The 19,491-nt window shown below is 61.9% G+C and carries 19 protein-coding genes; 3 read left to right on the top strand and 16 right to left on the bottom strand.

Features of this window, described 5'->3' with window-relative positions; translation table 11 throughout:
• Nucleotides 1-83: 83 nt before the first annotated feature.
• Nucleotides 84-284, bottom strand: a complete 201-nt coding sequence (locus tag K0H48_RS05295) for a DUF6021 family protein (RefSeq protein WP_219266707.1) — start codon at nucleotides 282-284, stop codon at nucleotides 84-86.
• A gap of 15 nt (nucleotides 285-299) precedes the next feature.
• Nucleotides 300-479, bottom strand: a complete 180-nt coding sequence (locus K0H48_RS05290; protein WP_219266706.1) for a hypothetical protein — start codon at nucleotides 477-479, stop codon at nucleotides 300-302.
• 117 nt (nucleotides 480-596) lie between these two features.
• Here K0H48_RS05290 and K0H48_RS05285 point away from each other — a divergent pair, with 117 nt between their 5' ends.
• The gene (locus K0H48_RS05285) at nucleotides 597-1,118 is read left to right on the top strand and encodes a DUF3087 domain-containing protein (RefSeq protein ID WP_219266705.1); all 522 of its coding nucleotides are present in this window, start codon (nucleotides 597-599) and stop codon (nucleotides 1,116-1,118) included.
• Here the strand turns inward: K0H48_RS05285 and K0H48_RS05280 are convergent, their stop codons facing one another.
• The 8 genes from K0H48_RS05280 to K0H48_RS05245 all read right to left on the bottom strand — a co-directional run bounded on the left by K0H48_RS05280 (nucleotide 1,119) and on the right by K0H48_RS05245 (nucleotide 7,347).
• Nucleotides 1,119-2,246 (bottom strand): MFS transporter, encoded by a 1,128-nt coding sequence (locus K0H48_RS05280; RefSeq protein WP_219266704.1) that lies wholly within the window; start codon nucleotides 2,244-2,246, stop codon nucleotides 1,119-1,121.
• A 66-nt stretch (nucleotides 2,247-2,312) separates the two neighbouring features.
• Nucleotides 2,313-3,677 carry an MFS transporter gene (locus tag K0H48_RS05275; protein WP_219266703.1) on the bottom strand — a complete coding sequence of 455 codons (1,365 nt, stop codon included), beginning with the start codon at nucleotides 3,675-3,677 and terminating at the stop codon, nucleotides 2,313-2,315.
• 275 nt (nucleotides 3,678-3,952) lie between these two features.
• Nucleotides 3,953-4,705 (bottom strand): DNA-binding domain-containing protein, encoded by a 753-nt coding sequence (locus tag K0H48_RS05270; RefSeq protein WP_219266702.1) that lies wholly within the window; start codon nucleotides 4,703-4,705, stop codon nucleotides 3,953-3,955.
• Nucleotides 4,702-5,526, bottom strand: coding sequence for a DUF692 domain-containing protein (locus tag K0H48_RS05265; RefSeq protein ID WP_219266701.1), 825 nt, complete (start codon nucleotides 5,524-5,526; stop codon nucleotides 4,702-4,704). The genes K0H48_RS05270 and K0H48_RS05265 overlap by 4 nt, the downstream gene beginning before the upstream one ends.
• A 52-nt stretch (nucleotides 5,527-5,578) precedes the next feature.
• Nucleotides 5,579-5,851, bottom strand: coding sequence for a hypothetical protein (locus tag K0H48_RS05260; RefSeq protein WP_017137586.1), 273 nt, complete (start codon nucleotides 5,849-5,851; stop codon nucleotides 5,579-5,581).
• Between the two features lie 39 nt (nucleotides 5,852-5,890).
• Nucleotides 5,891-6,652, bottom strand: coding sequence for an alpha/beta fold hydrolase (locus K0H48_RS05255; RefSeq protein ID WP_219266700.1), 762 nt, complete (start codon nucleotides 6,650-6,652; stop codon nucleotides 5,891-5,893).
• A 21-nt stretch (nucleotides 6,653-6,673) separates the two neighbouring features.
• Nucleotides 6,674-7,078 carry a DoxX family protein gene (locus K0H48_RS05250; RefSeq protein WP_219266699.1) on the bottom strand — a complete coding sequence of 135 codons (405 nt, stop codon included), beginning with the start codon at nucleotides 7,076-7,078 and terminating at the stop codon, nucleotides 6,674-6,676.
• Nucleotides 7,075-7,347 carry a DUF2282 domain-containing protein gene (locus K0H48_RS05245; RefSeq protein ID WP_219266698.1) on the bottom strand — a complete coding sequence of 91 codons (273 nt, stop codon included), beginning with the start codon at nucleotides 7,345-7,347 and terminating at the stop codon, nucleotides 7,075-7,077. The genes K0H48_RS05250 and K0H48_RS05245 overlap by 4 nt, the downstream gene beginning before the upstream one ends.
• Before the next feature lie 577 nt (nucleotides 7,348-7,924).
• Between K0H48_RS05245 and K0H48_RS05240 the strand changes: the two genes are divergently transcribed.
• Entirely contained in the window at nucleotides 7,925-10,741 is a 2,817-nt protein-coding gene (locus tag K0H48_RS05240) for a winged helix-turn-helix domain-containing protein (protein WP_219266697.1), read from the top strand.
• A 558-nt stretch (nucleotides 10,742-11,299) separates the two neighbouring features.
• The gene (locus K0H48_RS05235) at nucleotides 11,300-14,827 is read left to right on the top strand and encodes a hypothetical protein (protein WP_219266696.1); all 3,528 of its coding nucleotides are present in this window, start codon (nucleotides 11,300-11,302) and stop codon (nucleotides 14,825-14,827) included.
• A gap of 317 nt (nucleotides 14,828-15,144) precedes the next feature.
• On the opposite strand, the gene K0H48_RS05230 is transcribed toward K0H48_RS05235, so the two are convergent.
• The 6 genes from K0H48_RS05230 to K0H48_RS05205 are packed head-to-tail and all read right to left on the bottom strand — an operon-like array spanning nucleotide 15,145 to nucleotide 19,388.
• Nucleotides 15,145-16,191, bottom strand: coding sequence for an EscU/YscU/HrcU family type III secretion system export apparatus switch protein (locus K0H48_RS05230; RefSeq protein WP_099550512.1), 1,047 nt, complete (start codon nucleotides 16,189-16,191; stop codon nucleotides 15,145-15,147).
• 3 nt (nucleotides 16,192-16,194) lie between these two features.
• Nucleotides 16,195-17,007 carry a type III secretion system export apparatus subunit SctT gene (gene sctT, locus K0H48_RS05225; protein ID WP_138814919.1) on the bottom strand — a complete coding sequence of 271 codons (813 nt, stop codon included), beginning with the start codon at nucleotides 17,005-17,007 and terminating at the stop codon, nucleotides 16,195-16,197.
• A gap of 6 nt (nucleotides 17,008-17,013) precedes the next feature.
• Complete coding sequence (locus K0H48_RS05220) at nucleotides 17,014-17,283, bottom strand: EscS/YscS/HrcS family type III secretion system export apparatus protein (RefSeq protein WP_016969171.1); 270 nt, start codon at nucleotides 17,281-17,283, stop codon at nucleotides 17,014-17,016.
• A gap of 10 nt (nucleotides 17,284-17,293) precedes the next feature.
• Nucleotides 17,294-17,947 (bottom strand): type III secretion system export apparatus subunit SctR, encoded by a 654-nt coding sequence (gene sctR, locus K0H48_RS05215; RefSeq protein ID WP_017137580.1) that lies wholly within the window; start codon nucleotides 17,945-17,947, stop codon nucleotides 17,294-17,296.
• A complete protein-coding gene (sctQ, locus tag K0H48_RS05210; protein WP_219266695.1) occupies nucleotides 17,944-18,945 on the bottom strand; it encodes a type III secretion system cytoplasmic ring protein SctQ in 1,002 nt (333 codons plus the stop codon). Before sctQ ends, sctR begins: the two co-directional genes overlap by 4 nt.
• Nucleotides 18,942-19,388: a hypothetical protein gene (locus tag K0H48_RS05205; protein WP_219266694.1), complete on the bottom strand. Its 447-nt coding sequence runs from the start codon at nucleotides 19,386-19,388 to the stop codon at nucleotides 18,942-18,944. Before K0H48_RS05205 ends, sctQ begins: the two co-directional genes overlap by 4 nt.
• Nucleotides 19,389-19,491: the final 103 nt, after the last annotated feature.

Below are 19,491 nucleotides of genomic sequence, written 5' to 3'. Positions count from 1 at the left end.
TTTTGGTCCTTCAAAAAGTGACCCGCCGTCAGGGCGGAACCCTAAGCAGCCGTTACCGCAGCAACGGATATGTACACTCAAGATCACTCAGGCTTCTTAAGATCCCCCAACGGATCATAATCCACCTTTTTCCCCTGAGACTTGTCCTTATCCAACGGTGCAATCGCCGGCCCAACAGGATCAACCTGCGGGTCCGACACATCAGGCGAATCCGGATCAAACCCCAATTCATCCTCACCGTTCGCATGCTCGCCCGAACCCGGGCCTTCTGGATGATTACTCACACTCACCTCCCGAACCTATAGCGGTCGCGCTTTGTCATGCAGGTTTTCGAGATCTTCCTCAACCCGCTCCACATCATCTTCGTCCTGACGCTCGGCCGGGTCATTAGGCCGCAACGCATCATTGTCACGCTCCTCCTCTCCCGGCGTACGGTCAGGGTTGGGTGTACCCGGCGGCGGTTGCTTGTACTCAGACATGATGGCTTACCTCAAATGGGCTACACAGGTTTAGAGAAACCACCCCAAGCCATCGTTCAACTTGTTTACCCAAAGCATGCGAAGATGCCACCCCGCCTTTCTTGAGACCTGACCCGGATGTTCGAGCTCAAACCCTGCGACCCCGCCACCTTCCGCCAACAAACCCGCCGCAGCACGCTGATCATCGCCGTGCTGTTCATGGCCCTGGCCATGCTGCTGTCGACCTTCGCGGTGATGCTGTTCGGCGAACCCGGCGGCGACAATTTCCGCTTCAACGTCGGCGGCGTATTCGCCGGTGTATTGATCACCATCGCCCTGGTACGCGGCCCATTCTGGACCCAGCAGTGGCTTGCACCTGCCGTGTACGGCTGGCAGCTCAAGCGCAACCTGATGCGCGTGACCAATGTGATGCACACCCTCAAAGACCGCGTACAGGCCAACGACCCCACCGCCCTCAAGGTCCTGCGTTTTTACCACCTGGGCCTGACGCAGATGCACGACCTGGACGCCAACTCCAGCGCCCAGGCGCAACTGGTCGGCGAGATGGAGGCCCACAGGGCGAAGATGCAGGCACTGGGGATCGACACCGAACAAACCCGCTTCGACCCCGCCTGGTTGGAAGGCTTTAAAAACCCATAATCAGTTGGATACCTTCGCGCGCCAGCAGAACACCGCGCTGACGGCAATCGCCGCGCCCGCCAGGCCAAACACCCACGGCGCCGACGCCACCGGCAGCAACAGCCCCGCCAACAGCGGCCCGAGGCCGGCGCCGACATCGCGCCACACCGCGTTGGACGCCAGGGCCGAAACGCGCATCGTGCCAGGGTTGCGCTCGGCCACCAAGGTGGTCACCAGTGGCAGCTGCAACGCACGCAACACCAGCACCGCCGCTGCGCCAACGATCACCCAATAACTACCAAATGCCGTCAGCGCCAGAGCACTCAAGAACGAAAACAGCAACAGCATCGAGGTGGCGCCAAAACGCTGCGCCGCACGCCCACCCAGCGGGCTCAGGAGCATTTCCGAGGCATAGCGCAGGGCCATCAGGCCACCGGCGATCAACACGGCATCGCCGCCGAGGATCTTCTGCGCCTGGATCGACAGGCCAAAGATAAACAGCCCGTCCAGCGCCACGCCTTCGATAAACGACCACACGGCCACGCTGTCCGGCCACTTGAAGCGGCGCCCGGTGCTGTGCAAATCATGCCCGCCAGTTGGCAAGCCACGCGCCACCCACAGCCCCACCAGGCAGCAGCCGGCCAGAATCATAAAGATAGGTCGCGGCCCGGCCCACAGGGTCAACCAGCCACCCAGTGGCAGCGCCAGCATCGGCCCGAGGGCGATTACCGCCCTCGAGCGCCCTGCCCTGCGCGCTGCGCCCGTAGGCTCTGAGGTGGCCAACACTTGGGTCGACAAGTTCAGCGCGGCAAAACACAGGCCCCAGATCAACCGCAGCCCCAACAAGGCCGCGAACCCAGACAGCATTGAGTTACCCAAGGCGCACACCGTGGCGGCGCCGGCGGCGATCATGCACGTCAGCCGGTCGCCATTGCGGGCGTAGAAATTCAACACATGGCGGTAGCCGAAAATCCGCACCAGGCGGTTGGCTGCCAGCAACACCCCGGCCTGGGCCAGCGTAATGCCGAAGGCCTGGGATTCCATGGGCAGCAGCAAGTAGAGCAACACGTCACTGGGCAGGCATAACGCCAGGGTCAGTGCGGCACGTCGGGAGGTGGTATCAGCAGTGCGTAGGGCCAGGCTGGACATAAATCTGAAACATCCCGAAATATTCAGGCCGCCACGTTAGCGTTGCCGCCGCGTGTTTTACAAGGGCTAAACCTTGTGTTTATACGGCAACAGGCGTAGCCCGCTGGCCACACTGCCCACCAGCGCAAACCCACAGCCCAGCCACAGCGCATATTGCGGGCCGCTGCCCAGGGACAGGTGGAAACAGAACGCCACCAACGACGCCCCCAGCGTTTGCCCCAGCAAGCGTGAAATCGCGACGATGCCACTGGCCCCGCCGCTGCGGGCCAACGGTGCGCTGGTCATGATGGCCTTGAGGTTGGGCGACTGGAAAAAACCGAAACCGGCGCCGCACAAGGCCATGCGCCAGCCGATATCAAAGGCGCTGGCGCCACTGCCCAAGGTCGCCAACGCCGCCATGCCAGCGCTGAGCATCAGCAAGCCGATGCCGCACAACAGGCCCAGCGACACACGATCGGCCAGGCGCCCCGCCACCAGCGCCATCACCGCCACCACGGCAGGCCACGGCGTCATCAGAAAACCGGTGGCCACCTGGCTATGCCCAAGCACCGCCTGCAACAGAAACGGCAGCGATACAAAGGCCAGGCCCTGGGCGCTGAACGCACAAATGGCCGTGAGTGAAGACAGCGCAAACACCGGGCGCTTGAACAAATCCAGGGCCAGCATCGGCGCCGGGTGACCGGCTTCACGGCGTAACAGCAATGCGCCGCACACCATCGCCACCGCAATCAAACCGAGGGTCAGTGCGCCTTGGGCGCCATGCACCGCCGTCCCCAGGCCCAGCACCAACAGCGCGAACAGGCCGGCACACAACAGCGCCGACAACCGATCAAACGCGTGGCCGGTCAATGGCAGCGTCGGCAATGAACGCAGGCCCAACCCCAGCGCAAGCAGCCCCAGCGGCACGTTGATCAGGTACAGCCAATGCCAGCTCGCCACCGACAGAATCGCCGACGCGGCGGTCGGCCCCAGCGTAAAGGCCAGCCCCACCACCAGCGAGTTATAGCCCAAGCCGCGCCCGAGCATTTTTGACGGGTAGATATGCCGCAGCAACGCCGTGTTGACGCTCATCACCGCCGCCGCACCCAGCCCTTGGGCCACCCGCGCGGCGGTGAGGGTCAGCAAGGAACCGGCCAACCCGCAAAACAGCGACGATAGAATAAACAGCAGCAAACCGCCGAGGTACACACGCCGGTGGCCCAGCACATCACTGAGCGACGCAAACGGCAGCACCGTAGCGATAATCGCCAACTGGTAGGCGTTGACCACCCAGATCACCGAGGCCGAATCGGTGCCGATACCCTGCGCCAACGTCGGCAGCGCCGTATTGACGATGGCGGTGTCCAGGGTTGCCATGCCAATGCCCAAAGACAAGGCGATCACCGCCGGCAAGCGTTTATTGGAGGGCAACCCATCGGCAACAGAAGACATGAACAATCCGCACAGGTGGCAAAGGTGATTAGATTACGGGCTGCGCGGATTTTTTTCAGTGGCCAATTGCCTGGCTGTCTGAATTTTCATGTTTGGATGGCTAAGACTATCCAAACCTCTGCTGCGAACGGCGCTGTAGTGGAGAACTGGCTTGTTGTGGAGAAAGACTTGTTGTGGCGAACGGCTTGTTGTGGCAAGCCCGCTCGCCACAACAAGCCCACTCACCATAAATAGCAGGCCCACTCACCATAAATAACAAGCCCAATCGCCACACATCAATCAATCGCCACAGGGTCAACGATCAACTCACTGCCCAACCACCCGGCCAGGTATTCACCGGCCTGGGCCACACCCGCCTCTTCGCCCAGGCGCGCCACCAGAAACTCGCACAGCCCGGCAAAGCTGCCATCGGCCTGCAAGTGCAACACGGCCTCCAGTTCCAACGCACTGACCTGGCGTAAACGTGAGGTGTACTGCCGCCGCCACACCAGTAAGCCGCCCGCCTCTGCCAGCATCATCGCCTGCGGCGCAGCCGCGTCTTGCCACAACGCCGACCAGATCGCCTCAGCATTGGTGCTCAGCCCATGGCAGCGCAACGACGGCGTCAGGCGCAAAACGGCGCTGTCCCAATCCAGCTCGGCCAGGGCTTGTAACGGCAAGGGTGACGCATCGGCGGCGACAAACGCCTCATTGAGCGCCGATTCGATCCAGGCCAGTTCATGCACATCCGGATTATTCGGCAACGCGCTCTTCAAGGTTGCGTAAAACCCTTCGGGATACGCGTCCAGGGTCCAGGCATGCGGTGGCTGCTGGTCGATATGGGTAATGCTGACCGCCAGGAACGCCTCCTCTCCCAGCCAACGTCGCACCATCGGAAACGCCTGCTCCAAGCAAACCACCAGCTGCGCGCGATAGTTGTTCTGGTAAACCGCCAGGCCCGCGTGGTGGTCGCCCAGCAGCCGGGCCGAGTCATCCGACGCACTCACCAGCCACGTACGAAATGCCTGTTGCCACTGCGCCAGGTTCATCGCGCCAGCCCCAAAGCCCGTGCCATCGACAGCTCCTCAAGCAACTCAGCCAGCGGCGGGATCGCATCATCGCGCTCAATCATCGTGGCCACCGGCCCGAGCAGCGCAATGGCCTTGGCGTACAAATCCCAAACCCCGCTGCACACCGGGCTGTCGTGACTGTCGATCAACAGCTCACGGCCCTGGCTATGCCCGGCCAAGTGAATCTGGCGCACGCGCTCGGCGGGGATGCCGTCGAGAAAGGCCTGAGCATCAAAGCCATGGTTGCTGGCACTGACAAACACATTATTGACGTCCAATAACAACTCGCAGCCCGTGCGCTCGGCCATCGCGGTGATAAATGCCCATTCGCTCATGCAGGCCCCGTCAAACGCCAGGTAGCTGGACGGGTTTTCCACCAGCAGCGTGCGGCCGAGCACGTCCTGGGCCTGATGAATATTGGCGCACACGCAGTCCAGAGCCTCGTCGGTATAGGGCACCGGCAACAAGTCGTGGGCATTAAAACCACCGCTGCGCGACCAACTCAGGTGGTCGGAGACAAACAGCGGTTCCACTTCATCGACCAGCGCTTTGAGGCGCCGCAGGTACGCTTGGTCCAGCCCTTCAGCCGTGCCGATTGACATCGACACCCCATGCAGCGCCACCGGGTAACGCTCGCGGATCTGGCGCAGGATGTGCCGTGGTTGCCCACCCGCGAGCATAAAATTCTCAGAGATCACTTCGACAAAATCCACGGGCACCGAGGTTTCCAGGAAGTCGCCGTAATGTTCCTTGCGCAGCCCCAGGCCGTAGCCGGAAAAGCGCGGGTTAAATGTCGACATGGCAGACCTTCGCAAAAAGGTGGCGGGCCCGGCTCAGTCCCGCCGGGTGGATTTATTTCGGCTCAGTCAACGTGCCGCCGGCCTTGAGGCATTCAGACGGCGTCTTGACGATCACGCCCTCACCCTTGCAGCTGTTAAGGCCCTTGCAGTCGTGCTTGGCGGTGGCGCACAGGCTTTCGCCCTTGCAGCTGTTGACGCCGTAGCAGCGGCCGGGTTTTTCCTGTTGGTCGGCGGCGCTGGCGGCACTGGCGAATGACGCCGACGCCATGGCAATCAGGGCGGCGGCAGCGGCGAGGCTCAGACGGGATTTGAGTGCGGTGTTCATGGGTATTTCCTCTTTGAGTGCTGTGTGGGGTGAGAGCAATTATTTGATAACGGAAGCAGCGTCTTCGATGACCTTCGCCACCGCCTCAGGCTGGGCGATGTACACCGAGTGGCTGGCCTTGATTTCGGTGACCTTGGAACCGGCCCGCTGGTACATCCAGCGTTGCAGCGCGGGGCTCAGCGCACGGTCTTCGGTGGACACCACGGCATACGTCGGCTTTTTATGCCACGCCGCCGCCCACACGGTGCCGCCGAACAAGGCGGTGGTGGCCGGCACTTGGGAGGCGGCCATGAAGTCGGTGCGGTTGGGGGTCAGGTCGGCGGCAAAATCAGCGTTGTATTTGCTGCGATCAAAGAACAGGTGGCCGTCGCGGCTCTGCTTGATGTCATCGCTGGGCGCCGGCATGGAGCCGATCAACTGGGCCATGTTCTCGCCCACTTCCGGCTGCAGGGCCGAGACGTAGACCATCGACTTGACCTTGTCGCGGTCGCCGGCAATCGAGATCACCGCGCCACCGGAACTATGGCCCACCAGTACCACCGGGCCGACCTGTTGCTCCAGCACTTCACGTGCCTCGGCCACATCGGCGGCGAGGTTTTCGTGACCCTGGTGCACCACGGTGACCTTGTAGCCCTTGTGAATCAGGATGTCGTGTACCACTCGCCAGCCGGAACCGTCGACAAACGAGCCGGGCACGATCACCACACTTTTACCGGTGCCGGGCAGCGGTGTATCGGCCGCCTGGGCCAGCACGGGGACAGTCAGGGCCATGGCCATGGCCAAAGCAGAAAGCATGCGCATCGGGTATCTCCATCAAGGTTGTTAAGGTTTGCCGAACAGCCGGCGATCCAGCGACCACGCCCCGCCGCCATAGGCCAGCAGCGGCAGCAACAGGCCGGCCCAGGTCAGGTGCGTCGGCCAGGCCTCGGGGTATACGAACACCTCGATCACCAGGGTCATGCCCAGCAGGGCGGCGGCCGCCGGGCGAGTCAGCAGGCCGAGTACCAGCAACAGCGGGAACAGGTGTTCGGCGTAGGTCGCCAGGTGCGCGGCCCAGTCCGGCGGGATCAGCGGCAAGGCGTATTCCGAGCGGAACAGGGTGTAGGTCGACGGCTTGAGGCTTAGAAAACCGCTGACCTTGGTACGCCCCGACAAAAAGAACACCGCCGCGATACCCAGCCGTGCCACCAGCAACAGCAGCGCCTGGGGCAACAGGCGCTGGATCACGGCTGTTCCGTCAGGCTGCCGAAGCCTTTGGGCGTCTTGATCTGGGTGCAGGTGCCCTTGTCGACCAATACCCAGGCGTTGCCCTGGTAATCGGCAGTGGCGGTGCCGGCGCACGAGGTGCCTTTGCCGGCGGCGCAGTCATTGGCACCGGCGAGGGCCACGCCGAAACATTTTTCCTGGGGCCTGGCCTCGTCGGCATGGGCCATCGCTGCAAAGGCGCTGAGGGACAGGGCGAAAGTGGCCGCAAGGGCCGCGTAGGGTCGCTTCATCGGTGTATCTCCTGGCTTGACTGAGTGTGGCCAGGGCGCGTGTGGCGGTGGGTGACCGCCTGCGCCAGCTGGTGAACAGAGTTAAAGCCAGGCGTGTATCCGGTCTGTGTCGCCGGTACGCCAGAACGTCATGCCGATGTATCAAGGTGGTGCAGGGATACTTTGTAATACAAAGCCAATAAACCACCGTCAAATCACCAGCGTTTTATTCGGCATCCCGAACGACACAATTAGAAATATTCGTGTTTCCGAACGACGGCATCCCCAGGTCGCCAACGACCCTAAAAATCACCATAAATTTCATGCGGTTGTTGTCATCTTCGTTACATGCCAACTGGCATACATTCTGCTTTATCAGGGTTTCTGGTAATAAAATGTTTCAGCTTTGAGACAGTCTCATCCACTGAAACAGGCTCCGTGGAACGCCTATAACAACGACTACGCCCCAAAGGAGGGCGGCCTTTCCGACTTTTTGATCGACATCAACTTTCCAAGACTGCTGCTGCACATCTGCACCCCAAAAAGGGCGAATGGCCTGATCGCCAATAACAAGCCCGACTATAAAAAGGACGAATTGATGAGCTCGAGCAAGAACCACGCAGTGTCCTTGATGGACACCGATCACCCGACCCCGGCAGCCGCCGAGCATGTCCTGGGCTTTGGCCCCTTCCTGTTACTGGCCAGGCAGCACGTACTGCTGCGTAACGGTGAGCCGGTCAGCCTGGGGAGCCGCGCCCTCTACCTGTTGATTGCCCTGGCCACCCGTGCTGGCGAATTACTGGAGAAGACCGAACTGATCGCCTTCGCCTGGCCCAAGGTGGTGGTGGAGGAATGCAACCTGCGTGCGCAGATCGTCGCGTTGCGCCGGGCACTGGGCGACGATGGCAACTTCAGCTATATCGTCACCGTGCCGGGGCGCGGTTACCGCTTTGTGGCGCCGGTGACCGTGCAAACCGCCGGCGAAGAAAGCCTGCCGGTGCCCTTTGCACGTGCTGAAGACCCCGCGCTGCACGTGCCGTCCTGCGAGGTCATTGGCCGCGACAGCCTGATTTCAAGCCTTGCCGAACAATTGCTCAGCCAGCGCTTCGTCACCCTCACCGGCCCCGGCGGCATCGGCAAGACCACCGTGGCCACCGCCGTGGCGCAGCGGCTGGCGCATGCATTCAAGCTCGACACCTGCTTCGTCGACCTGGCGCCCGCCACCAGCGGGCAATGGGTGGCCGGCATGCTCGCCAGCGCCCTGGGTATCCAGACCATCAGCACTGAACCGCTGCCGACCATCGCCGCCGCCTTGGCCGAGCGCCGCCTGCTGCTGGTACTGGATAACTGCGAACACGTATTGCCGGCCGCCGCCGACGCGGTGGAAACCCTGCTGCGCTGCGCCCCGCAATGCTACGTGCTGACCACCAGCCGCGAGCCGCTGCGCGCCGACGGTGAACGGGTGCATGACCTGGCGCCGCTGGAAGTGCCCGACGAACACAGCCGCCTCAACGCCAGCGAGGCACTGGCCTGGTCCGGCGTGCGCCTGTTTGTAGAGCGCGTGCGCGCCCTCGACCCTGGCTTTGTGTTCAACGACGCCGATGTGGCGGCGGTCTGCGCCATCTGCCGCAAACTCGACAGCAATGCACTGGCCATCGAGATCGCCGCCGCGCGGGTACGTACCTTTGGCGTCCAGGACCTGGTCGGCCTGCTCGACGGCAGTTTCCGCCTGCAAATGACCGGCCGGCGTACCGCCCTCGCCCGCCATCGCACCCTCAGTGCCACGCTGGACTGGACCTACTCGATGCTCAGTGGCGAGGAGCAGGCCATGTTGCGCCAACTGGCGGTGTTCACCGGCTCCTTCACCCTGGATGCGGTCAAGGCCATGACCGCCAGCAGCAGCCTGGACCCACGCAACGCCCTGCCGCTGCTCGAAAGCCTGATGGACAAATCGCTGTTGATTGCCGGTGAGGCGCAGTTGCTCAAACGCTATCGCCTGCTGGAAACCACCCGCGCCTATGCCCTGGAAAAGCTCGAAGAACACGGCGAAGTCAATTCCACCAGCCGCCGCCACGCCCACTATGCCCTCGGCGTTTTACAAGAAGCCGGGCAAACCCTGGACGGCCTGTCGCCAGACACCTGGATCGCCCTCTACGGCCCCGAAAACAGCACCATTCGCTCGGCTCTGGACTGGGCCTATTCCGCCAGCGGCGAGCTGCCCCTGGCCATCGAACTGACCCTGGGCGGCGTGCCGTTGTGGTTGCGCCTGTCGCGGGTCAGTGAGTGCCGCACCTGGGTCGACAAGGGCCTGGCGAGCGACGCCGTCGCGCCTCTGGCCGTACGCCAGCGCATGCTGCTGCAAACCGCCCTGGCCAGCGTGCTGATGCTGACCTACGGCACCGGCGCAGAAATGCGCGAAGCCTGGCGCCAAGTCCGCGAAGATGCTCGCGACCTGGGCGATGCCGAACACAAAATGCGTGCCTTGTGGGGCCTGTGGACCGACCGCTGCGGCTGCAACCAATACACCGAAGCCCTGGAACTGGCCGAGCGTTATATCGCCCTCAACAGCAGCGGCAACCAGCAATTGCTCGGCAAACGCATGCGCGCCGTGGCGCTGTTTCATATGGGCGACCTGCTGGGCGCGCGGCAAAACATCGATGAAGCCCTTGGCTCACCGTCGGCACCGCGCTCGCACATCATCGACGTGCATTTTGACCAACGCATTGCTGCCCGCTGCCTCAAGGCCAAGGTGCAACTGCTCGAAGGCGATGTCGACCCGGCGCTGCGCCTGATCGCCAGCTGTGTGGACGACGCCATCAGCCTCGACCACCCCGCCACCCTCTGGTACACCCTGTGCCTGGGCGCGCTGCCGCTGGCGCTGTTGGCGTCCAACTTGCCAAAACTGCGCTATTACCTGGGCCTGCTGCAAAGCAGCACTGCCCGTCAGGACCTGCCGATCTGGCGGCAATTTCGCTTGTGCTTCGAGAACATCCTGCTGATCCGCGAGGGCTCACCGGAAACGGGTGTACCGCAATTGGGCGAAGCGTTGCACCACTTGCAAAGCCAGGGTGACAGCCAGCTCTACAGCCTGCTGCGTTGTGAATACGCCTTGGGCCTGGCGCGCCTGGGCCTGGAAAAACTGGCGTTGGAAGTGTTGGAAGATACGCTGCAATTGGCGGTTGGCCGTCATGAGCGCTGGTTTGTGCCGCAGATGCTGCGGATCAAGGCGCAGCTGATCTTGCGCCAGGGTAGCTACGGGTCGGTGGAAAAGGCCAAGGTGCTGCTGCGCCAGGCGTGGGTGGATGCGCAGTTGGCAGGGGCTCATTTTTGGCGGGCGCAGATTGCAACTGACTTGGCGCGGTTGCAGGAGCCTAAGTTGCGGATTGCTGCGTTGCCGCGGTTTCAGCATCGGTGATGGGTTGGGTTGGGTTGGGTGTATATCCATTATTTGGGTGATGGCTACTTAGGGTTCCGCCCTGACGGCGGGTCACTTTTGGCAAACGCCCGGAATGCCGGCCCAGCCAAAAGTAACCATGGACTTCGCCCCACCACCCGGCACCTCGCTATTGACGCAAAAGCCAGATCAAGTGCAAAGCAAAAACATATCTACCTGATGCAACGCGGTTTAAATGTGGGAGCGGGCTTGCTCGCGAATGCGGTATGTCAGTCAATACATCCGTCACTGATACACCGCCTTCGCGAGCAAGCCCGCTCCCACAGTTGACCGCGTGCAGCTTCGGATTGGGGCGAAGACCTTTTAGTGGACTTTTGTCTGGGCCGGCATTCCGGTCTTTACAAAAGTGCCCCGCCGTCAGGGCGGAACCCTAAGTAGCCATCACCCCGAATAACGGATATACACCCCCACCATTTCACACCTGTGAAAGCTTGTGCGATCTCATCACTAATCACGTTTTCACGCTGCCCCACCGCCTACTATCCAGTCCAAGTGCACCCTATTCACATGGACTGAACAATGATCAACCGACCCGAGAAACCCACCGCCCCACGCGTAGCGCAACCCCAAGCACCAGAGCATGTCTTCGACGCGTTGCTCAACCAAGCCAGAACCATGGCGGCCGCCGGGTCAGGCGATAAAACCTTCAAGCCTAAAGTGCTCGCCGCTCAACCCGGCGAAAGCTTGAAAACCCCCAGCGAAATCAAACCCGAGGACTACAAGGACGTCACCGCCCTTCCCGCCAAACTCGACATCGACACCCTCAAGGTAATCTCGGAAGACAAAGACACCGGCGTCATCTACTTCGAACAAAACGGCAGCAAACTCAAGATCACCCGCGAAAACGCGGAAAAGGTTCAGGAAGGCTTCGACACCCTCAAAGGCCTGCACTTCGGCCACGCCGTAGCGCCCGTCAACCAGGGCAGCCCAGACGCAGGCACGCCACTGTACGACCTGCTGCACACCCTCGCCGCAACCCAAGGCACCCCCGCCGGTAAAGCCATCCGCGAGGCCCTGAGCAGCCCCGACCAGCAACTGCTGCGCGAAGACGACCCTGGCGTGCGCCTGGCCAATATCAAATCAGTCGGCGAAGCCCACGACGGCGTAGTCGATGTCAGCCTCGAAAACGGCCAGACCCTGGTGATTGCCGAGGCACTCACGCCGCAAGCCTTCGCCAGCTACACCCGCGCCGGTGTGACCAAGCAAGCCCTCAACGACGGCAAATCCAAAGGTTATGAAGAAGTCACCCGCCTGCCCGGCGACCTGGATTTCAGCCAGCTCAAGGTCGTGTCCGAAGACCCGAAATCCGGGGTCATTCTGTTCGAACACCAAGGCAAGAAGTACATGATCAGCCAGTCCGAGGCCGCCCTGCCGCAGCCCGGCGCCGATCTGAGCAACCCCAATCCGAATGCCGGCACCAGCGTCTACAACTTCCTGCATGCCGTGCACGCCAGCGAGGGCTCGCAAGCGTTCGACTACATCAAGAACGCCCAGTCCCTGCCCGGCCAGGAACTGCTGCGCAAGGACGAAGCCAGCCTCAAGCTCACCGACATCAGCAAAGTCGACGCGCCCATGGACGGTATCCTGGTGGTCAACCAGGCCGACGGCAAACTGCTGGTGGTGTCCAAGGACATCACTCCCGAAGCCTTCGCCGCCTACGCCAGCAAGGGCCAGAGCCTGGCCGGGATCGAAAAAGCCAAGGGCGACGGCTACAGCCTCGCCGGCCCGGATGCCTACCTGGCCTCCACCGAAGACATCATGAGCGTCGGTGGCGTCGGCGATTACGGCCCCGGCCTGATCGCCTTCACCCAGCACAAGCCGGGCGGCGCCGAAGAAAAAATCGTGGTGAGTGAAGACACCAACCCGCAGATGTTCGAGCAAATCTCCGGCTACCGCACCGACATCGCGCAGCAGACCACCGATGTCGACAAGCTGCGCGCCGACAATGGGCTGCCGCCGCTCAAGGACGTTTCCGTCGACAGCCTCACCACCACCGAAAAAGATGAAAGCGGCAACCCGCTGTCGGTGCAGGACCTGTCGATGAAAACCCTGGTGGACAGCTACCGCGCCGGGGTCAAGGACGGCAGCATCGGCAAGGACGACCCACGCGCCAAGTTCCTGCGTGCGGTGGAAGCCAAGAGCATGGCCGACAACGGCATGTCGATTATTCCCGAGCACGGTTTCACCAACCAGGGCACCGCCACCCCGCCGATAGACGTGACGTCCCGGGATGTGCGCGACAACATCCTGGACACCAAGGCCATCGACAAGAGCATCAGCGAGCTGCTCGGCGACTCGACCATCCAGGCCGATATCAAGGCCAACCACGATGCCGCGCTGGGCAAGGTCGACGGTGGCCAGGCCAAGGTCGATGAAGTCCGCCAGAAGCTGGTCGACAGCACCTCGTCAGAAAATTTCACAAAATACATAAAGGCCCTGCAAGACGACGGCAAGACCGAGTTGGCCACCCAGGAAATCCAGACCGCCTACACCGCCCTGGCAGATATGGACCCGGCCAAAGCCGATAACTTCCTGCAAAACCTGCAAATCGACGGTTACACCGATTCCGTTGAAAAACTGATGGATGACCCGAGCAAGATCAGCGACGACAACACAGCACTCGCCACCACCGACAACACCATGGCTATCCTGTCGATGCTCAAGGGCAGCGCCGACGGCCTGCCACGCCAGGCGCTGGGGGTGTATTCCAAGTTCGTCGACCAGTTGCTCAAGGACAAGGGCGCCGCCGCCGACTTCGGCAAGGCGATGGTTTCGCTGGGTGATACCTGGCAAAAAAACGGCGTGATCAGCTTCAGCGATATCGAGCACGCGGTCAGCAAAGAGATCATGCCGAGCCTCAGCGAAGAAAATCGCAGCTCGTTTGTGAAGAACCTGACCTTCCTCAAGGACAACGGCGTACTGGGCTCGGTCGGTGGCGCCATCGGCATGGGCCGCATCGTCTACCAACTCGCCGGCCAGGGCGGCAAGCTGGCCGACACGCCGATGAAGCGCCTGGGCATTGCCAACGATTTCCTCGGTTTCCTTGGCACCGGTTCACACTTCGCCACCTTGGGCCTGAAAGTCTACGACAAGTTACGCGGCACCAACGCCTACAAGCTGATGGGTTTTGACCGTTCCCTGCCCGACCTGTGGGCCAAGCCCGGCGAGGGTTACCACGCCTTGCCCAAAGATGCCGAGGCGATCCAGAAGAAGTACTTCGACATCGTTGACCAGGCCATGGACGACGGCAAAGACGTGGGCAAGGTGCTCAACAGCGGCGGCTGGAGCGATGAAGGCGCCAAGCACGTGCAGGAAGGCATTGAAAAAGGTATCGCCAGCCGTGGCGGCGTGGCTGGCGCCGGGTTTGGCGCCAAGTTCGCCAGCAGTGCCATCAAGGTGATCGGCATGGCCACCGACGTGGCAGGTGGCGTGATCAGCGTGGTGCAGGCGGCGTTCACCTTGCGTGATGGTGTGCGCGAAAAAGACCCGATCAAAATTGCCTCCGGCTCACTGTCCATGGCCGGCGGCGTCAGCAGCCTGGTGGCTGCTGGCGGCGGTGTGCTGACGACGCTGGGCGTCACCGGGCGCATCATTCCATTCCTGGGGCCGGTGGGTTTTCTGATTTCGGGAGCCTTGTCATTTGTCGGCGCGATTCTGAGCACCATCCAGACCCACAAGCTGCACAAGATCTCGATGCAGAACTGGGACCAGATCCAGGACTTCAAACAGGACGGCCTGCTCAAGCCCAATGGCGATGAAGCCTATGTGTGGCTGCAGACGTACCTGTCCGACTGGGGCCAGCGCGATGCGCCGCAGGACCAGAGTATTTTCGACTTCCGCAAGGGCGAATGGGATGCCCGTGCGACCATTCACGGCGGCGATCACCAGCGTGACCATGCGGACTATATCGGCGACGGCAATAACCGCAGGTCAGAGGACTTCAAGTACTCGCTCAAACCGTCCGAGTGGACCAATGACAACCACGACATTATCTGGCGGGTGGGGGATGGCTATGGTGGTGAGTATCACGATGTAGACAACGGCTGACCCCGTGATGATCGTTCCCACGCTCTGCGTGGGAATGCAGCCCAGGACGCTCTGCGTCCAACCGTGCAATCGTGACGCGGAGCGTCACAGGAGGCATTCCCACGCAGAGCGTGGGAACGATCAGATAACCGCAGGTCTGAGGACTTCAAGTATTCGCTCAACCCGTCGGAGTGGACCAATGACAACCACGACATAATCTGGCGGGTCGGGGATGGCTATGGCGGTGAGTATCACGATGTAGACAACGGCTGACCCCGTGATGATCGTTCCCACGCTCTGCGTGGGAATGCAGCCCAGGACGCTCCGCGTCCAACCGATCAGATCAGGCGGGCCGCGACCAGCCAATCCGCCACGGCCTGGAATGAAGCATCCGGCACCGGGTCGCCGGGTACGGTTCTGCGCGCAATCTCCGCCGCCAAGGCCCGGTCCGGCGCGTGCGGGATGCCCAAGTCGTAAGCCTCCTGCAACATCAACAATGCCTCCTCCGGCGCGGCGCGGCACACAATAACCGGCACCGGCGTTTCGCCGCGCACATAGCGCACGCCGATCACCCAGCCATCGGTCGTGCCGATCATCATCGACGCCCGGCCCAACCCCAGTTTGGTCGCCAACGCCTGCATTTCATTGCGCTGGCGCCGGCGTTCGCTCTTGATCAGCGGGTCGCCGTCGATGTCCTTGCGTTCGCGCTTGGTTTCGCTGCGGGTCATTTTCATGTCGCGGCCGAACAGCCAGCGCTGCATCAGTACGTCCACCGCACCCACGGTGATAAAGGCGCACAACACGGTAAATACCAGCGGCTTGAGCACCAGGAAAAATGTTGATTCCATGCATTCGGCGCCGCAACGCGACGACTCCATCAGCGCCTGCAGCGCGTGTTTGCCGACCACGTAGAAGGCAATCGCCAACACATGCACCTTGACCAGACCTTTGATGAATTCTACCAGGTTGCGCAGGGCGAAAATCTTCTTCATGCCCTCCGCCGGGTTGATGCGTTTGAACTCCGGCTTGATCGGGTCCACCGAAAACACAAAGCCGCGCATGGTGATGATATTGGTCAGGATCACCACCCCGGTGGTCACCGCCATCACCGGCAAGGTAATACCGATGATCAACTGCTCGGCATGGTCCAGCACTCGCGGCCACACGGTGGCAAACGGCTCGATATAGATCTGTGCGGTCAGGTCGATCAGCGCCGTCACCTGGGCCATGGCCCGTGGCGCCAGGATCGAGATGCACAGGGTGCAGAACAGAATGACCATGCCCGACACCAGGTCCTGGCTCTTGGCAACCTGGCCTTTCTTGCGCGCGTCGCTGAGCTTTTTGTCCGTGGCCGGCTGGGATTTCTCTTCGCTGGTATCGGCCATGGGCTACTCCATGCCTGCCAGGGTTTTAAGCAGCTCGACGGTGCCACGAAACTCGGCCAGTTGGTCGAGCATCAGCGGGATCAAAAAGCCGATATAGATCACCATCAGGATTGAAAAAAACAGGTTTTTTACCGGCAGCGACAAATCGAAAATATGCAGGTTCGGCGCCATCCGCGACAGGTACGCGAGCATCAAGTCGGTGACCAGCAACGCGATCAGCAACGGCGAAACCATCAGCACGCCAACCCGCATGATCTGATCGAGGATCGACAGCACCGCCAGCAACGCCGAGCTTGCAAACACTGGGGTAAACGACGTTACCGGCCATAACTGATAGCTGTGGTAATAGCCGTCCACCATCAGGATAAAACCGCCGGACATAAAGAACAGCGTGATCAGCATCACCGTGAGCAAGGTCGACATCACGCTCGATTCCCCGGTGGACAGCGGGTCCACCAATTGCGCCATGGTCGAGCCGCGTTGCAGGTCGACCAACTCCCCCGCCACTTCCGCCGCCCAGAACGGAATACCGAACAGCAAGCCGATAAGAATCCCGATCAGGAACTCCTTGATCAGCAAGCCGGCGATAAACACGCTGCCGTGTTCGGGCATGTGGGTCAGCGCATCGAACACCGGAAAGAACATCGGGATGGAAATCGCCACGGCCACACAGCCGCGAATCATGCCGGTGAGGCCCAGGCGGTTGAACGCCGGGGTGATCACCACCACGCCCATGGCCCGGCAGGCGGCGAGCGAGGCAGCACTGATTACCGGGTAGGCGACTTCCAGAAACTGCGCGGTCAGGCTGGCATCCATGGGCGGTCAGCGCGTCCACATCGGGAAGTTGTCCAGCACCTGGCCACCCAGTTCCGCGACTTGCCCGGCCAATACCGGGCCGAGAAACACGATGGTCAGCAGTACCGCCACCAGCTTCACCACCTGCGGCAGGGTCTGGTCCTGGATCTGGGTCAGTGCCTGGAACAGCCCCACGCTCAAACCCACGATAATCGCCACGCCCAGCGCCGGCGCCGAGAGCATCAGCACCGTCATCAGTGCCTGTTTCATCAATGACAGGAAAACATCCTGGCCCATGGGTCGCGCCTCAGCCGTAACTCAGAATCAAACCGTGCATCAAGCGCGACCAGCCGCTCAGGGACACGAATAAAAAGATCTTCAGCGGAATCGAAATCAGGTTCGGCGAAACCATCGACATACCCATCGCCATCAGCACGTTGGACACCAGCAAGTCCACCACCAGGAACGGGATATAAAGCAAAAAGCCGATCTCGAAAGCCCGCGTCAGCTCCGAACTGACGAACGCCGGAATCAACACCACCAGGTCATCATCGCGCAGGTCGGCGCGCGCCTCCGGCGACCAGATGGTCTCGGTGGCCTGCACAAAAAAGCCACGCTCGGACTCGTTCGCAAAGCGCTTCAAGTGCGCCTGCAAGGGCGGGCGCAGTGCATCACCCAGGTCCTTGAGTTGCTCCACATGTTCGATATTGAGGTCGCGGCCCTCCACTTGCCGGTACATGTCGCCAATCAACGGCGTGGTCACGTACACCGACAGGATCAGCGCGATGCCGTACAGCACCAGGTTCGGCGGGGTCTGCTGCACCCCGAGGGCGTTGCGGATCAGGAACAACACCACCGAGATCTTCATGAAACCGGTGAGTGTCACCACCGCCAACGGGATCAGCCCGATCGTCGCAACGACCAGGATGATCTCGATCAGGTTGGGCTGATAACCGGTCATGGGGTGGCGAAACTCAGCAGGCGCACACCCAGGCCGTCACCGATTTTCACCAATTGGCCCTGGCCGACGCGGCGCCCGTTGACCATCAGGTCGACGTTGTCCACGCCGGGTGTATTGAGCTGCAACACGCTGCCGGCGCCCAGTTCACGCAATTGCGCCAGGGTCAGCTCCAGGCTGCCGACCTGGCACACCAGTTTGAGCGGTAGATCATCCAGGGCCGCAGCCGCATCAACATCAGTCATTGTGTTCTCCATATGCAAAAGAGGCGCTTGCAAGGCTTCCTGCAAGCGCAAGACTTCACCCTGGTATTGGCAGCGGGCCTGTAGGCGACCCGCCAGTTCCATCAGCAAACCCGGGCCGGGTTCGAGCATCAGCACATCGCCGGGGCGCAAACTGCGCAGTTCACCGAGGCTCAAGTGCTGCTGCCCGGCCACCACGGTCAGGGTCTGGCGCAGGTCGGGCAATGGGTCGGGTTCAAGCTCGGCGTGTTGATCCAGCAATTGCGCCAACAGCACGGCGGCGCCTTCGCTCAGGTCCAGTTGCGCGTGCATGGCGGGCTGGTTGGCGAAGGTCAATTCCAGCGCCATATGCAGCGCATAAGGCTGTCGGTCTTGCGCCGCTTCGAGCAATTGCAGCGGCTGGGCCAGCAGCGGTTCGAGACGCTCGATCAGGTCCAGTACCGCCAGTTCCAGCAGCAATGCACGCGGCAGCGCCGGCAGCAGCTGCACGTCAAACTGCAACGCCAGCGGCACCAACACCTGCTCCAATGCCGCAGCCGACAGGCGCAGGCGCACCGGCGCGCGACCGAGCAACAGCAGCACTTCGCGTGCCGCATCAAGCGGCTGCGGTTCAGCAGCCCAGCTCACACGCAGGTCTTGCCCGGCGCAGCGGCCCTGCCAGGCGCGGCGCCGGCGATGCAGTTGGTTATGCAGCGCCAGCAAGGCCGGGTCGTAGTGCGTCAACCAGGGCGACAGCGGATCGGCAAGGGCTGCGATCATGTGCCGGTGCCTTCATCGCGCAGTTCACCGACCCGGCGCTCATCACTTTCGCGCCCCTCCAGCAGGCTCTGCCAGGCATCGGATTGGCGCTGGCGGCTCAGGCGCTCCTGGCGAAACAGGTCGCGCTCACGCTCCTGGCTTTGCAGGGTGATAGACACGTGGGTCACGTCGTTTTCCAGCTGCTGCTGGTCATCCGACAGCCCGCGCAAACGGTCCTGGGCCGCCTGCCAGCTGGCCACCGAAAGGCCCTCGGTGAGCGAGGCGTACACCTGACGGGCTTCCTCGGCAATCGCCTCACGGTGCAGGCGCAGTTGCTCCTTGGCATCGGTCAACACACCATGGGTCTGCTCGCAGCGCTGTTGCTGGGCGGCCAGTTGGCTGGCGGCACGTTGTTCGCGCAGCACCCGCAAGGTCTGCAGGGTGCGCAATTGGTCGGTTTTCATTGGGCGTTCTCCATGTTCATGCCAAAACACGTTTCTGTAGTGAGCAGGCTTGCTGTGGCGAGCAGGCTTGCCCTGCGTTGGGCCGCGCAGCGGCCCCAAACCC

Source organism: Pseudomonas sp. Xaverov 259, from assembly GCF_019352915.1.
In the GTDB taxonomy this organism is placed as follows: Bacteria; Pseudomonadota; Gammaproteobacteria; order Pseudomonadales; family Pseudomonadaceae; genus Aquipseudomonas.
The sequence above is the reverse complement of the archived record's forward strand: the minus strand, read 5'-3'. Positions and strand labels throughout refer to the sequence as shown.

What these genes read in the sequence shown, in the direction of transcription:
- K0H48_RS05290 (WP_219266706.1), bottom strand. Translation starts at nt 479, where the DNA reads ATGTCTGAGTACAAGCAACCGCCGCCGGGTACACCCAACCCTGACCGT.
- K0H48_RS05285 (WP_219266705.1), top strand. Translation starts at nt 597, where the DNA reads ATGTTCGAGCTCAAACCCTGCGACCCCGCCACCTTCCGCCAACAAACC.
- K0H48_RS05280 (WP_219266704.1), bottom strand. Translation starts at nt 2,246, where the DNA reads ATGTCCAGCCTGGCCCTACGCACTGCTGATACCACCTCCCGACGTGCC.
- K0H48_RS05275 (WP_219266703.1), bottom strand. Translation starts at nt 3,677, where the DNA reads ATGTCTTCTGTTGCCGATGGGTTGCCCTCCAATAAACGCTTGCCGGCG.
- K0H48_RS05270 (WP_219266702.1), bottom strand. Translation starts at nt 4,705, where the DNA reads ATGAACCTGGCGCAGTGGCAACAGGCATTTCGTACGTGGCTGGTGAGT.
- K0H48_RS05265 (WP_219266701.1), bottom strand. Translation starts at nt 5,526, where the DNA reads ATGTCGACATTTAACCCGCGCTTTTCCGGCTACGGCCTGGGGCTGCGC.
- K0H48_RS05260 (WP_017137586.1), bottom strand. Translation starts at nt 5,851, where the DNA reads ATGAACACCGCACTCAAATCCCGTCTGAGCCTCGCCGCTGCCGCCGCC.
- K0H48_RS05255 (WP_219266700.1), bottom strand. Translation starts at nt 6,652, where the DNA reads ATGCGCATGCTTTCTGCTTTGGCCATGGCCATGGCCCTGACTGTCCCC.
- K0H48_RS05245 (WP_219266698.1), bottom strand. Translation starts at nt 7,347, where the DNA reads ATGAAGCGACCCTACGCGGCCCTTGCGGCCACTTTCGCCCTGTCCCTC.
- K0H48_RS05240 (WP_219266697.1), top strand. Translation starts at nt 7,925, where the DNA reads ATGAGCTCGAGCAAGAACCACGCAGTGTCCTTGATGGACACCGATCAC.
- K0H48_RS05235 (WP_219266696.1), top strand. Translation starts at nt 11,300, where the DNA reads ATGATCAACCGACCCGAGAAACCCACCGCCCCACGCGTAGCGCAACCC.
- K0H48_RS05230 (WP_099550512.1), bottom strand. Translation starts at nt 16,191, where the DNA reads ATGGCCGATACCAGCGAAGAGAAATCCCAGCCGGCCACGGACAAAAAG.
- sctT (WP_138814919.1), bottom strand. Translation starts at nt 17,007, where the DNA reads ATGGATGCCAGCCTGACCGCGCAGTTTCTGGAAGTCGCCTACCCGGTA.
- K0H48_RS05220 (WP_016969171.1), bottom strand. Translation starts at nt 17,283, where the DNA reads ATGGGCCAGGATGTTTTCCTGTCATTGATGAAACAGGCACTGATGACG.
- sctR (WP_017137580.1), bottom strand. Translation starts at nt 17,947, where the DNA reads ATGACCGGTTATCAGCCCAACCTGATCGAGATCATCCTGGTCGTTGCG.
- sctQ (WP_219266695.1), bottom strand. Translation starts at nt 18,945, where the DNA reads ATGATCGCAGCCCTTGCCGATCCGCTGTCGCCCTGGTTGACGCACTAC.
- K0H48_RS05205 (WP_219266694.1), bottom strand. Translation starts at nt 19,388, where the DNA reads ATGAAAACCGACCAATTGCGCACCCTGCAGACCTTGCGGGTGCTGCGC.